This is a genomic window from Shewanella electrodiphila, assembly GCF_023283985.1.
Classification (GTDB): Bacteria; Pseudomonadota; Gammaproteobacteria; order Enterobacterales; family Shewanellaceae; genus Shewanella; species Shewanella electrodiphila.
The window spans coordinates 55,635-69,870 of record NZ_JAKIKU010000002.1 but is presented as its reverse complement, the minus strand read 5'-3'; the positions used below and the strand labels follow the sequence as shown (position 1 = coordinate 69,870).

14 protein-coding genes are annotated in these 14,236 nt (G+C 39.6%); 9 read left to right on the top strand and 5 right to left on the bottom strand.

Going from position 1 to position 14,236, the window contains the following annotated elements; translation table 11 throughout:
- Window positions 1-221 precede the first annotated feature (221 nt).
- The 3 genes from L2737_RS03905 to L2737_RS03895 all read left to right on the top strand — a co-directional run bounded on the left by L2737_RS03905 (window position 222) and on the right by L2737_RS03895 (window position 2,622).
- The gene (locus tag L2737_RS03905) at window positions 222-515 is read left to right on the top strand and encodes a hypothetical protein (protein ID WP_248954857.1); all 294 of its coding nucleotides are present in this window, start codon (window positions 222-224) and stop codon (window positions 513-515) included.
- 313 nt (window positions 516-828) lie between these two features.
- The gene (locus L2737_RS03900) at window positions 829-1,710 is read left to right on the top strand and encodes a TolB family protein (RefSeq protein WP_248954856.1); all 882 of its coding nucleotides are present in this window, start codon (window positions 829-831) and stop codon (window positions 1,708-1,710) included.
- A 324-nt stretch (window positions 1,711-2,034) separates the two neighbouring features.
- On the top strand, window positions 2,035-2,622 hold the full coding sequence (locus tag L2737_RS03895) for a NapC/NirT family cytochrome c (RefSeq protein ID WP_267869129.1): 588 nt from the start codon (window positions 2,035-2,037) through the stop codon (window positions 2,620-2,622).
- Window positions 2,623-2,640: 18 nt separating this feature from the next.
- Here the strand turns inward: L2737_RS03895 and L2737_RS03890 are convergent, their stop codons facing one another.
- The 3 genes from L2737_RS03890 to L2737_RS03880 all read right to left on the bottom strand — a co-directional run bounded on the left by L2737_RS03890 (window position 2,641) and on the right by L2737_RS03880 (window position 5,036).
- A complete protein-coding gene (locus L2737_RS03890) occupies window positions 2,641-2,994 on the bottom strand; it encodes a HopJ type III effector protein (RefSeq protein WP_248954855.1) in 354 nt (117 codons plus the stop codon).
- Between the two features lie 184 nt (window positions 2,995-3,178).
- Window positions 3,179-3,868 (bottom strand): cupin domain-containing protein, encoded by a 690-nt coding sequence (locus tag L2737_RS03885; protein ID WP_248954854.1) that lies wholly within the window; start codon window positions 3,866-3,868, stop codon window positions 3,179-3,181.
- Between the two features lie 175 nt (window positions 3,869-4,043).
- Window positions 4,044-5,036 carry a cytochrome-c peroxidase gene (locus tag L2737_RS03880; RefSeq protein ID WP_248954853.1) on the bottom strand — a complete coding sequence of 331 codons (993 nt, stop codon included), beginning with the start codon at window positions 5,034-5,036 and terminating at the stop codon, window positions 4,044-4,046.
- Between the two features lie 486 nt (window positions 5,037-5,522).
- On the opposite strand from L2737_RS03880, the gene L2737_RS03875 reads away from it, so the two are divergent.
- From L2737_RS03875 to rpiA, 3 genes are all read left to right on the top strand, one after another.
- Complete coding sequence (locus tag L2737_RS03875; protein WP_248954852.1) at window positions 5,523-6,839, top strand: ATP-binding protein; 1,317 nt, start codon at window positions 5,523-5,525, stop codon at window positions 6,837-6,839.
- Between the two features lie 11 nt (window positions 6,840-6,850).
- On the top strand, window positions 6,851-7,675 hold the full coding sequence (locus tag L2737_RS03870) for a mechanosensitive ion channel family protein (RefSeq protein WP_229369409.1): 825 nt from the start codon (window positions 6,851-6,853) through the stop codon (window positions 7,673-7,675).
- 92 nt (window positions 7,676-7,767) lie between these two features.
- A complete protein-coding gene (rpiA, locus tag L2737_RS03865) occupies window positions 7,768-8,430 on the top strand; it encodes a ribose-5-phosphate isomerase RpiA (RefSeq protein ID WP_102528908.1) in 663 nt (220 codons plus the stop codon).
- A gap of 119 nt (window positions 8,431-8,549) precedes the next feature.
- On the opposite strand, the gene L2737_RS03860 is transcribed toward rpiA, so the two are convergent.
- Together L2737_RS03860 and L2737_RS03855 are read right to left on the bottom strand one after the other, a co-directional pair.
- Window positions 8,550-9,638, bottom strand: coding sequence for a methyl-accepting chemotaxis protein (locus tag L2737_RS03860; protein ID WP_248954851.1), 1,089 nt, complete (start codon window positions 9,636-9,638; stop codon window positions 8,550-8,552).
- A gap of 180 nt (window positions 9,639-9,818) precedes the next feature.
- Window positions 9,819-11,684: a methyl-accepting chemotaxis protein gene (locus L2737_RS03855; RefSeq protein WP_248954850.1), complete on the bottom strand. Its 1,866-nt coding sequence runs from the start codon at window positions 11,682-11,684 to the stop codon at window positions 9,819-9,821.
- A gap of 342 nt (window positions 11,685-12,026) precedes the next feature.
- Here L2737_RS03855 and L2737_RS03850 point away from each other — a divergent pair, with 342 nt between their 5' ends.
- Genes L2737_RS03850 through L2737_RS03840 form a run of 3 tightly spaced genes read left to right on the top strand, consistent with a single transcriptional unit; the run spans window position 12,027 to window position 14,100 of the window.
- Window positions 12,027-12,554: an RNA polymerase sigma factor gene (locus L2737_RS03850; protein ID WP_346349190.1), complete on the top strand. Its 528-nt coding sequence runs from the start codon at window positions 12,027-12,029 to the stop codon at window positions 12,552-12,554.
- On the top strand, window positions 12,551-13,144 hold the full coding sequence (locus L2737_RS03845; protein WP_248954848.1) for a hypothetical protein: 594 nt from the start codon (window positions 12,551-12,553) through the stop codon (window positions 13,142-13,144). The genes L2737_RS03850 and L2737_RS03845 overlap by 4 nt, the downstream gene beginning before the upstream one ends.
- Window positions 13,141-14,100 (top strand): DUF4097 family beta strand repeat-containing protein, encoded by a 960-nt coding sequence (locus tag L2737_RS03840; protein ID WP_248954847.1) that lies wholly within the window; start codon window positions 13,141-13,143, stop codon window positions 14,098-14,100. Before L2737_RS03845 ends, L2737_RS03840 begins: the two co-directional genes overlap by 4 nt.
- Window positions 14,101-14,236: the final 136 nt, after the last annotated feature.

Sequence of the window (14,236 nt, the reverse complement as noted above, 5' to 3'; positions counted from 1 at the left end):
GGAATCGAATACATGAGGTTCATTGCCTGCCTGAATTCCCACTCGTTTGCCCCTGCAAAAACATACACATTATTCGTTTCAATGGATTACGATTCTAATCTTAAAGCTCCAAAGATAATTATCTGCGCTAGACAGTTCATTTATTATTCAATAAGATAAAAGTGTGACGAAGATCACCTTTCTACTAATGCAGTTTAGAGAAATGAATTACAGGAGTTTTTATGAAATCGTTATCTTACAAAGTATCAATCCTAGCAGCGTCAGTTTTAATGGCTGCTAATGCGTCTGCTATGATCATCGAATGTAATGATTGCAGCCCAGAGCAACGACTATCTTCAATTAACAATCAAGTGTCTGGCCCAGTATTTGTCGTCGATTTTGTCAACAAAACTGTCGACAAGTATCAAGTCACTGAAGACGGGAAAACTCAAGTGCTAGATCCTACCAAAGCCGATGTTAGTCAACTAAACCAGCAGTTTGCTCATCGAAAAACTCATCTAAGAGATCCAAAATAAGCAAATTGTTAGATAACGTTTATGCGAACTTTTCTCATAAACGTTATTTTAATGATGTAGACCAAGCCACTGTTAACATGCCAACCTCTAGAATTATCCTCCCCAGTTATTAAGTATCCACTGTACAATTTTCTATCTAGATCTAATTTCCAACTTAAAGGGTCAGCTACATAAAACACCGAGGTTTTCGTCTCCACGAAAAGCGAATTCAAGTTCACATAAGTGTGGATTTATAAAACAAACCCTTGTATCCTCCGTTCAAATTCATCAAACCTGCTTTACTAAAGCAAAAGAAATCACCAATAGGCATTTCATGAAAAAAACCATAATAACAATCAGCTTATGCATGATGTCACTCCACACTTTTGCATCGACTCCTGCTTACCATAACCCTGGAGCGGCCAACAAAACTGTTGAATTCGCTCCTGGGATTATTTCTACAGCCGATCATTTTGAAATTAATACTGTGTTTAACAAAGCAGGAAATAAGGTCATTTTTGCCCGTTGTGCTGACGATTTTAGTCACTGCACTATGATGCAATCAGACTTTAGCAATGGTCAGTGGCAAGCACCGTCAGCCTTATCTATTTCTGGTGATTACCTCGATGCAGATCCTTATTACAGTGCCGATTACTCTCAGCTATATTTTGTCTCTAAAAGACCCATTTCAGAGGGTGAGGATGAAGCACCTGAGGTCAATTTGTGGCGAACGACTTGGGCTGAAGGCCAATGGCAAACACCTGAATACTTAACTGATGTTAACTCTGCCGCAGCAGACTTATACCCGTCACTCACTGACAAAGGCGAGTTATACTTTCCTTCATTTAGGGACAACGGTCGCCATATGTATGTTGCTCAGCCTAAAGGAGATGGCTTTGACACTCCAAGACCATTGCCAAGCCATATTTATGGTATGAAAGGTAACATTGGTGATTCGGCGGTTTCTCGAGACGGCAAGACGATCGTTTTTAGTATCAAGGATCGCGATGATAGCCTCGGAAAAGGCGATTTATATCTGTCTAAGTTAATCGATGGCGAATGGACAGTGGCAAAAAGTCTAGGCAGTAAAGTGAATACAGCAGACCATGAGTTCACTCCAATTGTCTCACCTAACGGCGAGTATTTGTTCTTTACCCGTATTGAAAATGGCAAAGGTAACTTGTACCAGATTAAACTTTCTGCATTAGCGATTTAACCAATTTAAAAATACATAGCAAGGGAGGTTTCCCTTGCTTGTTCCCTCCTCTTTCTAATGTCATTAAAAATGATCCATTTATCACTAAAAACACTATTACACTGATGACAGTATGTTCGCCAACGCCTTTAAGTTAGCTTCTTTTAGCAACCGTACTTTATGTTTATCCAACAAACAGCGCAGATAATCTGACACCGCTTATACTGATTGAGTAGGGTTTATTTTTTATATTACTGCTGCTAGCTGTCATCCATTACCTAATCGTGTAAAGAGTCGTTTAAAGAGTCAATTACAACTCCTTTTCTATTCATTTATGAGTGAAATATGAAAAAATTAATCGCGTTACTGAATACTGTTTGGCAAGTGATGAAAAAGCCAAGTGTCCATTACAGCTTAGGCTTTCTGGTAATAGGCGGCTTTATTGCTGGGATCATTTTTTGGGGTGCATTTAATACTGCATTAGAAATGTCGAGTACTGAGGAGTTTTGTAGCAGTTGCCATCAAAATGTCTATGAAGAAATGAAACCAACGATTCATTTTACCAACCGTAGCGGTGTACGAGCCACCTGTCACGATTGTCATGTACCCCATAAATGGACCGATAAAATAGCGCGAAAAATGCAAGCTTCAAAAGAGATTTGGGCGCATTTAGTGGGTTCGATAAATACGCCTGAAAAGTTTGAAGCTAAACGCCGCCAATTAGCCGAGCACGAATGGCGACGCCTTAAAGCCAACAACTCTTTAGAGTGCCGAAATTGCCATGAATTCGACTATATGGATTTCACTCGCCAATCAACTCGCGCAGCTGATATGCACTCAACCTACTTAGAAAGCGGCGCACAAACCTGTATTGATTGCCATAAAGGCATTGCTCATCAATTACCAGATATGGCGGGAGTTGAAGGTTATTAAAGGTTGAACTAGCTGCAACTATGCGCTTTTTAACGCTAATGCGCTGCTTGTAAATTTAATACCGTCCCAGCCATTAAGCATAAATTGACGGATATTTTGATGGTCATTCCCTTGTGGAGTGGCCACGACATCTCGATAATGCTGACCAAATAAACTCAAGGTTTGTTGCTCATTTAGCTGATGCAACATCCCAAAAGCAAACACCTTACAAGAGCCGGCATTTTCTCCTTCAGCATTGCTCTGTAGACCATTAGTAAACGCACATGGCGTAAACACATAATGCGCCTCAATAATCGCCATAGTATCTTCAAATAGAATGTTCTGTGGACTATCGATAGCCTTGATGAAGTTTGCTAGTGTTGATTGAGTCATTAAGTGCTGTCCTAGTTTATGTTGAGATCAATTGGGTTATATTCTTGCCTAATTCTATAGCTGCAGTGATCTGTCCATTGTAGCGATAACACCATAAATCTCCTGTAAAATAAGATCAATTGAAACAATTTCTTATTAGCACGCAAACGACAAGATTGATTTAATAAAAACCATATCAAGGCCGCTATTCATCTATCATCAAATGGCCAACCTTAACCAGAATCACCGTATCTTGTTCTACAAAGGGATTATGTTGGCTTAAGTGCGGACTGCGGATCCAAGTGCCTGCAGGGTAACGCCCTAACTCATCAATAAATTCGCCACTGATAACGTATATCTCTTCGCCGCCAAAATGACGGTGAGGCTGAAATTGACAGCCTGCTGGCCAAAACACTAATGCTGTCGACTCGGTTAAATGCTGATGCAGCGGCATCACTTGTAAATCACCTTGGCCAGGTAGCCAATCAGTATGATGAGTATCTACCCTGACTTGTTCAATGTCAGTGGCTTGAAACTGATGTAACTTAACCAGTAACTCGCAGCCTTGCTCACTAAATGGTGCGTGGCTGAAACCTTCAGGGTTACGGATATAGGTGCCCGCTGGATAATCTCCAGTTTCATCAGAAAAGACTCCTGATAAAACTAAAATCTCTTCACCTAAAGGATGCGGATGTGACGCAAAGCTTGCACCGGCATCATACTTAACAATACTGGTCGCATGGCCACGTTCCGCTTCTTCTCTGGCTAAACGTTTACGCCATACACCTTTGGCAGGACTTTTATCCCACTCCAGCATATGAGTATTAATAACAATTCGTTGGCTAAAATCCATATTTAGTGAATCAGTCTTACTGGTATTGTTAGCGGTATTCATATTCTTTTTCTCCACTCAATCTATGCCGTTATCATAGGCTTATTGGTGATGAATAAAAAGCAGGCACAATTTGGAGTAGTAGGTACTTTTAGGTCCTATTTATTGATTATTAAACATAAAAAAGCCTACTCAAAAAAATGAGTAGGCTTTTTTCAGCTCAATTGAGGGCTGCTAGTTACTTCTTAAATGGCACTGGACGTGGTGTGTTCTCATTCGAAGGTGGCAAAATTGGTAACATAATTTGTGGTTGGTCACCAGTTAAGCTCTTCAAGAAGTCTACCATTTGCTTGGTTTCAACTTCGGTCATAGTCTGACCTAGCTGAATGTCTGCCATAGTGTTAACGGCTTCTTCTAATGTCCAAACGCTACCATCGTGGAAGTAGGGATAAGTTAGTTCGATATTACGTAAGGTTGGTACTTTAAAGACGAATTTATCCGCATCTTTACCCGTTACGCCTTTACGCCCTACCGCAGGGTTGTCAGTATGAAACGGCTTAACTAGGCCCATTTTCATGTACATGGTGCCACCAACAGCAGGGCCGCTATGACAGGCTACACAACCTTTATCTTTAAACAATTGATAACCCGCTTTCGCATCAGCAGTAATCGCTTTTTTATCGCCTTCTAAATACTGATCAAACGGGCTATTTGGGGTTACTAAGGTTTTTTCAAATACGGCAATTGCATCGGTAATTCTGTCGATATTCACTTCATCTGAACCGTAAATAGCTTTAAAGCGTTCTACATACCCAGGCATTGAAGCAATAGTTCCGACTGCCAATTCATGGGTGTAACCCATTTCTTTTGGATTATCGATAGGGCCTGCAGCTTGCTCTTTTAAATCAGCCGCTCGACCGTCCCAAAATTGCGCTAGCATGTACTCAGCGTTTAATACTGTTGGTGAGTTAATTGGACCTTCTTGCCACTCATGGCCAATCGAGGTTGGCAGGGCATCAACACCACCTAAAGATAGATTATGACAAGAGTTACAAGAGATAAACCCAGACATTGACAAACGTGGTTCAAAAAATAGCATTTTGCCTAGTTCAACTTTTTCAGGTTCGGTGATCACAGCAGGCTTGATCACTTCGATTGGCTCACTGGCCTGTGAGGTAGAGATTGAAAAAATTGATGCAATCAAAATTGCAACTGAGGTTAGCTTCGTCATAACTAATAACCTTATAGGGTGTGTGGTTTATTTGAAGCCATCATATACGCCACTTTTTATGAGTTAAAACGACAAAATTCGATTGGGTCTATCGTGTATTTTGATGATAAAAATGCGACCTAAATCACTGTTTATTATTACAAATAAGGTAGGTTGTCAATTAATTAGCTTACAGCTAAACAGTGCATTCAAAATACCGGTTACAACCGAGATAGATCACACCCAAAAGAGAAAAAAACCATCACCTTTGATGTTATTCCTGCTTTAAAATGACACTTTTAGATTAGACATTTTTACAGTTTCACCTTCATGTACTGTCAATTTCCGATTTTTTAACCTTTAAGTTGAGCCGAAATCCCAATTTATTATTCAAGCTACTGAATAAGTGTTCGTTCAATTAAGTATGCTAAAGTTAACTTTAGCTAAGTAAAATCAATGGAATTAAGCCAAGAGCTTGCATGTGTCGACAATGAAGGTAGCGATTAAATGGATGTTCAACTCCCACGCGTTTCAAAAGCATGGCAATCAATAAAAAACCTAATATCAGGACAATCGACTAGCAGTCATGATGGCGACAGCATTGAAGGCAAACTTTCGCTTAAAGAAATAAGCCAACTTTATCCCCGTGACACAACCATACTTTCTGAAGTAGAAAAGTGTCTGCTTTATCATCCAATAAGAACTGACTTACAGCCTTTAGCAAATAAGCTTGCCGAGTCAGCCGCCCTTGATAGTCAAGATGTTCAGCTAATTCAGCAGTCAAATCAGCAGCAAATTGAAACGCCTCTCCAAGCTGAAAATAGTCAGTTTATTGGCCGAGATGTTCAGCAGAAAAAGGTCAGTGATGCGATATCTCGTTGGCAAAATAATAAAGGCGAGTTAACCGCGGTGATAGGCCCGTTTGGCTCTGGCGTTAGCTCTTTTCTGAATCAATTTCATCATCAATATCATCAACAAGTGCCAGTCACTTACGTCAGCTTTTACCACGCAGCGCTCACGACCAAAGAAGCCATCGCTAACTTGTGTTATTGCTTCAATATTACCGATGAGCCCAAATCCATCACTGAAGCAATTGCACTTATTAATCAACAAGACTCACACATCATTATCATTGATGACTTACATAAACTGATGTTGAGAATGATGGGCAACTATCAAGCTTTAGTGACCTTCGCGACAGTTATCATGGAAACACGCCAACAGCATTGCTGGATCCTAGGCTGTGAAACCTATGTATGGCATCGCTTATCGTCACAATACTCCATCACAAACTTCGTCAAAATTATCGTTAGATTAGAATACTTTTCTTTATTAGAGTTTCGAGATGTCATCCAAGCTAAAACCGCTAATATTAGCCTGACTTTAACAAGTGATGGCAATGAAGAAACAGAGAAAGCCGCATTTGAACAGCTAACAAAGCAATTGCACCAAGTCAGTGGCGGTCACAGCAAGCTCGCCTGTGTTTTACTATTTAATGCGTTAACCGAAGACCCTAACCACCCTTTAAGTATAAAACCAATATGCACACCGGACTTAGCAACACTTAAACAATGTACTGATGAAGATTTATTTAGCTTGGCTGAGATCTATGTTCATGGCGGCTTACGCATATTTCAGCATGCTGAAATTTTTGCCACCAGCATAGAACAAAGCTCATTAAAATTAGAATACCTTTCACGCCAGGGCTTACTTAAACCTCATTACTCAAAGCTGGACTTTGCTCAGCATTACTACGTCATTCCCCCAACATTAACCCGGCTTATCGCCAGTCATTTAGTTAATCACAATAAACTTTACTTGTAGGAGCAATAAGCATGGATGATTCACGTAAAGCACTACAAGCCATACTCGACATTATTTCTTTTGATAAATTATTAGCTTTTGCCACCGTTTGTTTATTTGCTTGGCTGCTTATGGTTATCGTGCAATTTGTGTTGAAACAGCTCACCATCAAACTGCCAAAATACCGTTTACTCTGGAGTCGTTTATACCCTTTTGCGCGCTTATTTGTTTGGGCTACCGTGATGATTTACACCATCACTGAAATCATCGACCCTCACGAGAATTTGATATTAGCCGTTATTGGCTCCATCGGGATTGTATTAGGTTTAGCGACACAAGAGCCTGCTAAAAATATGATTGCTGGACTGATTATTATGATCACCCCGCCTTATCGAGTGGGTGATATGGTCACGCTTTCAGGTCACTATGGTGAGGTGATTCAACTTGATTGGAGTGTCACCTGGCTACGCACTTTTGATGACAATACTGTCATGGTGCCCAACGCTGAGGCATTAAAAACGGCGGTGTCGAATGCTAACAGTGGCGCATTAGATGAAATGGTAGTGGTGACATTTAAGCTACCCATTAGCGTTGATCATCTGCACGCGATTCAACTGGCAAAAGAAGCCACTCAATGTTCGCCTTACACTTTTTTAGATAAGCCCATTACGGTCAATATTGCCACTGATTATCAATATGGTGAGCATCTGATTACCTTAACGGTAAAAGCCTATGTGATGGATATTCGATTAGAGCGTAAATTTGCTAGCGACATAAATTTTCGAGTGCTTAATGCCTTTAAACAGGCAGAATTTTATTCTGTGTCAACTTCTGAGACCATTGATGCAATTAATTAAATCCTTGTCATATCTTGAACAGGCAAGCATTTGCTATACTCTTGCCCAAATTAATACTTACCATAGCTAAATAGCCACCTTAGGATGTTGATATGACCCAAGATGAAATGAAAAAAGCTGCCGGCTGGGCTGCACTAAAATACGTCGAAGAAAACAGTATTGTTGGTGTAGGAACTGGTTCAACGGTAAATCACTTTATTGATGCGTTAGCGACAATGAAGCACGACATTCAAGGGGCAGTTTCTAGCTCTGAAGCTTCAACAGAAAAATTGAAGCAATTGGGTATTGAAGTATTTGATATGAATAGCGTTGCTGATTTATCTGTTTATGTCGATGGTGCTGATGAAATCAATGCTCACATGGATATGATCAAAGGCGGCGGCGCTGCATTAACACGCGAAAAAATTGTTGCTGCAGTAGCAAAGAAATTCGTCTGTATTGTAGATAACACTAAGCAAGTTGATGTGTTAGGTGAATTCCCACTACCAATCGAAGTTATTCCGATGGCTCGTTCATATGTGGCACGTGAATTAGTTAAACTTGGCGGCGATCCTGTTTATCGTGAAGGTGTTGTAACGGATAACGGTAACGTTATTTTAGATATGTACAACTATAAAATCCTTGACCCTAAAGCACTCGAAACTCAGCTTAACGCCATTGTTGGTGTTGTCACTAACGGCTTATTCGCTAATCGCGGTGCAGACGTATTATTGGTTGGCTCACCAGATGGTGTTAACACTATTTTGCCAGCATAAGCAGTCTGAAACCAAACAGTTTGCACAAATGGTTCATTAAACACTAAAAAGCCCAATCAGTGATTGGGCTTTTTGTTGGCTTGAATTTATTACAATTAAATTAATGTCTGCTAATTACCTTAGCTGCTTTGTGCAATCTCATCTAAACAAGCCATCACTTTCTCACTGGCTAACTCCATCGCTTCTAGGTATTTCAATGCATTTTCTTTCTCGCCAGCATTAATTAAAGAAAGCGCTTCAACCCCATTACGGTGCACAAGTTTATGTGGCTCATCTAGCCTTTTAAAGGCAGATAAATTGGCATAACTTTCCTTGCCTGTTGTTTGGTACCATTTACCTAATCGACACATAGTATGATCTGAAAATGTTCCTATCTCTTTTTGACTCGCTCCAGAAGCGACAGCATAAACATCGCCCTTCCATACAATATGATCCAACTTTACTGTTTGAATGAAGGTACGTAATGAAGCATGACCAATTGCATCTTTCATAGAGGTGCAGAATGAAATAATAGAATCATAATCCTCATTAAGAGATGACATCCCACCCGCTAACTCTGCATTACTTCCTTGAATATCTTCAACTGAAAAAACAGTTTCATTGGTCGATTGAATAATTTGTTGCACTAACTCAGCAACTTCTTTAGCAGAACCATTGGTATTGCTTGCTAAGGCCCTCACCTCATCAGCAACGACACTAAAACCTCGACCAGCATCTCCAGCACGAGCTGCCTCAATTGCAGCATTCAAAGCTAACAAATTAGTTTGGTCAGAAATTTTTGAAATAGTCGCAACAAACGAATTGATGTTATCTGCCATTGAAGATAAACCAGATATATTAGTCGTTAAGCCAGTCATTTTTTGAGTGATTGTCTCTATGCCCTCAACCATGCTTTCAAGTGATTGATTTGAAGCATCTAGCGAGTCGTTAATTTGTTCACTCGCTTCTTTCTCATTATTAATATCAATATGAGCTTGAAGGACAGTGCCTCTAACTCCTTCAATATGTCCTAAGGATTGAATCGCACAATCTAGGAGCATTCCTCTAAATTTTGTATCTGAATTTTCTTGAATAGCATTGAATTGTTCATTTAGATGCGCATTGTTATCAGCTAATTGAGCATTTTCATTAGATAACTGATTAATTTTATCTTTTAACGCATCATTTTCTTGTTGTAGTTGTGTATGACTCTTTCTTAAAACAAACATCGCTATCCCAATTATTCTTTTTATTTAATATCCACTTGAATTTAATATAAACCTTACACAAAAACACTTCACTGATTGGAACTCAATAATGTGGACTATTCCTGTAAATAGTTAATACTGATTTTAAAGCCAATTACATAAGCCCATTGCATATTAGAGCCTAATAAATGGCTTTTAGATTTAACTCACTTTAAATAAGCTCACCGCTTCATGTAATGACTCTGCTCGCTGTCTAACATCTTGTGTTGCTGCCGCATTCTCTTCAGTTGCATTGGCAGTTTCATCTGCAATATCACGGATCACCACTACATTTTTACCGACTTCTGCAGCCACCATACTTTGCTCTTCAATGGCGGTCGCAATTTGGGTACTCATGTCTGATATAGTTTGCACATCTTGGGTGATTGAGTTGAGTAAGTCCCCTGCTCCACCAGCTTGCTCGACGCTTTCTGAACCCTGCTGCTGACTGGCATCCATTAACTGCACAATCGAATGAGTACGGCTTTGCAAAGTTGAAATAATTTTCGAAATTTCTTCGGTGGACTCTTGGGTGCGCATGGCAAGGTTTCTGACCTCATCTGCCACTACCGCGAATCCTCTGCCCTGCTCACCGGCTCTAGCAGCCTCAATAGCAGCATTTAATGCCAGTAAATTAGTTTGTTCTGCAATACCTCTAATAACATCTAACACGCTGCCTATTGTTTCGCTGTCACGTTCTAAGTCTGCGACGACGTTTGATGAATCACTCAGCTGACTTGCTAAGCTTTGTATTTTCTCAATTGTCTGTTCAACACTGACTAAACCTTGCTGAGCATTGTCATTGGTTTCATTGGCTTTAAGTGCTGCTTGCTCAGTATTACTGGCAATCTCATCAATGGTCGCCCCCATTTCAGTAATGGCTGTTGCAACCATGTCCGTTTCACTTAATTGTTTTGAAACGCCTTCAGATGCCGTAACTGCATTTTGAGTCAGCTCTTCGCAGGAGATATTCATCGCATCTACTGATTCGTTCACTTGCTCAATCAATTGCTGAAAACTTAGCACCATGGCATTAAAGTGTTTTGCAATTCTTGCAAGTTCATCGTTTTTGCTTTCATCACAACGAAGCGTTAAATCTTTATTCTTTTCAACTTCTGAGATCACCCGATTGATATCATTAATCGGCACCACAATACTGCGTAAAATAAGATAAGCAGAAATCGATAAGATCACGGAGATAAGCACAAAAATACTTACCCCCAAAATCAGCGCATTAGTTTCAGCTCCTGCAATTTGAGCATTAGTTTGCTCATGCAGATGAATAAGATCGGTATCCGTCCTTTTAATGGCTTCTCTTAGTTTCAGCATGTCACCATCATAAGCGGTTAAACCAAATAGCTTTTCTTTATCAGTTAATAAGATAAAACTTTTTTGATAAGCATCAGCCAATCCTGATAGTTGATTCTTGGTTGATGAATTGAGAGATGAAGACTGAAGTTGGGATTGAAATAAATCTAAATTCTTTTCGAATTTATCTAGGTAGCTTTGGGTCCGGCGTAACATAAAGTCTTTCTCGTTACGGCGCAGCTGTAACATGGTGACTGATAACTCCGCTTGTCCTTGCTCTTTTAAAATGGTTTCAACATTATGAACTGACTTGCGTAAATCCCCATATAAACCCGTCTTCGGTGTTAAGCCTATTTCTGTTTGTAAAGTCACTAACTCAGCAAACATGACTTTATAGGTGTCCAGACTTTGGTTAAAACTCGATAAGCTTTGAGTGGATAAACCACGATCGGTTAATGCCTCATTAAGCGCAGCTATCGTATTATTAATGTCGACATAAATCTTGTCATGTTCATCAATATATTTACTGTCTAACCTGGCAAAAAAGTCTTTTTCCGTCACTCGAAGTTGTAAAACTTCTCGCTCAATTTCAGTAATATTGTTGGCAGCGCCTGCCAAAGTCGATTTCACATCACTGGTATAGAGTTGCAATAAAAACATCGCGACAAATGCGACTAGTGACACCACAACACTCAATATTAATTTGGTACGAATTAGCATATAAATCCCTAATAACCTTAAGGTACATTAAAAATATAGATGCTTAATTACCTATTAGACAACTTTTAAGCAAACTAATTTTTATAGCCTGTATAAGCTAATAATGTATTAGCTTTCAGGATACTGACTGTATCTTTATCGACCAAAAGTTGGTTTTCTAGATATTATTTTTTATATACGAGTAAACCTTTTACTAACTTGCTAATGTCTAATCTAGTAACTCGCACCCAATCGGATAAAACGGTGACCCTGAACTCCAACAACATTACTGACATTGATTGCCAGTTTCAGCAGCCAAGTAAAAACGCTGAAACAGATCAAAATCAGGCTAATCACGATCAAATCGATGGGCTTACGCCTGACGAGACATTAGTGAATCTAGCCAAGTCAGGTAATAAAGCTGCATTTAAGCAGTTATATTTGCGTCACCAGGGACGAGTGTATGCCATTTGTTTTCGCCTTAGTGGTAGTCATGATCATGCCGATGAAATCTGTCAGGACTGTTTTGTTAGATTGTGGCAAAAATTAGAACAGTTTAATGGTCAAAGTCAGTTCACCACTTGGTTGCATAAGTTATCGGTTCATCAAGCCATTAACAGCATGAAAGCCAAACAGCGTTTTTGGCACCGCTTTTTACCTGATAGCAGTATCACCGACGAAAACGAACAAGAAGCAAGTCGGCATTATGAATATCACCGTTTAGACAAGTTAATAATGAAGTTACCAGAAAGAACCAGAGTGGTATTTGTATTAAGCGCTATTGAAGGTTATCAGCATCAGGAAATTGCAGAAATATTGAATATTGCAGTGGGAACGAGCAAAACCCAGTACCACAGAGCAAAACAGATGTTACAGGAAATGCTGTCATGAAAAAAAACCAACCACAACAAGAGAACCTTGACGATTTGCTAGCCAGTTTACCCAAAGAAATCAGTCCTAAGGCCGATCTTTGGCAAGACATTGATGACCAAATTAGTGCTAAAACCAACAGCAATATGACACAAAACAGCATGGTCAAAGGGGATTCACATTGGAAAATGATTGCAATGGCCGCAAGCCTTGCATTTGTGATGGTATTAGGCTGGAAACTGTCGACGCCAAACATCAGCTCCACTGAAACCCTAACGGTCAATAACGCATTATCAAACCAGTCCACCGAAGATTTAATTGCACTGGTCGATCAAATTGCCCAGACGCATCAGCAACAAATTACCTCATTTGAAGACAACAAATACACCGTAGGTATGCAGCTTGATAATCAAACTAACCCGTTCAATAAAGGGTTTTCAGAACTAGAACTTGCCTCAAAAGAGATTCAGCAAGCCTTAAAGAATGACCCTAACAATAAACAAGTTTGGGATTTATGGCTTTGGATTATGAAACGCGAAATAGAATTGTTACAACAACAGCAACGCACACCAATGAATACAGCTCCATCAACTCAAGGAAATCAAATATGAATATCACCCTTAACCAGCTAGTCAGTCGAACGATATTCGGCTGCAGTCTGTTAATGACTCCACTGATGGCGCAAGCAGTCGAACAGATAGAGCGTGAAATGACCGTTTCTGCCAACCCTAACATTGAATTAAAAGTACAACGTGGCAAGGTTGAAATTATTGGTTGGGATAAGGATATTATTAGCGTAAAAGGTCAGCTTGATGAACTATCAGAGGGCTTTGTTTTTGAAAAAAAAGGCGGCGATATTATCATAGAGGATAAGCTACCAAGCAGCTACCGTGGTAACAATGATCAAGGTTCAAACTTAGTTATTCGTATTCCATCAAATTTAGCACTGGAAGCCGAAGGGGTTTCTGCTGACTACGAAGTTGAGAAACTAGTTGGTAAAGTTCAATTATCTTTAGTCAGTGGCAGTATGGAAGTTGAAGATATTGAAGGTAAAATCAGCTTAAACACTGTTTCAGGCGACATCAAAGCTGAAAAGCTTAACGGTAAAATTGAATTAGAAACGGTGTCAGGAGATATCAAAGACAAAGATGTGCAAGGTAAAGCAAAATATCGCCTGGTCAGTGGTGAGTTAGAATCTGAAAATAACTTAGTCACAGACTTAAGCATTGACCAAGTTTCTGGTGACGTTGAAGGCAGTTTTACTGCTGCGGAAAAAGTTAAAGTGGTTACTGTTAGTGGCGATATTGAAGTTAAACTGAGTGACGCCATCACTAAAGTATTATTCGATACTGTCAGCGGTGACATTGAAGTTAAGTTTACCAATATGCCAAATTTAGCATTCGAGATTGATGGTGGCCCAGGTGGAAGAATTGAAAATCGTTTAACGAATGATAAACCGATGAAAACCAAGTACACCTCAAGACAGTCTATTCAATTTAAAACTCAGCAAGGTGATGGTAGCTTTAATGCCAGCACCATTAGCGGAAAAGTCAGTTTAGAGAAATAACTTAACCTAAGTTTAATGAAATAATTCAACACTCAGTAAGCCCTTAATAATGATGATTGTTAGGGGCTTTTTTTGTATAGTTATTCAAGCGTTAATTGGTATTTTCATTAGCACTATTTCGACATTTCGTCTAATC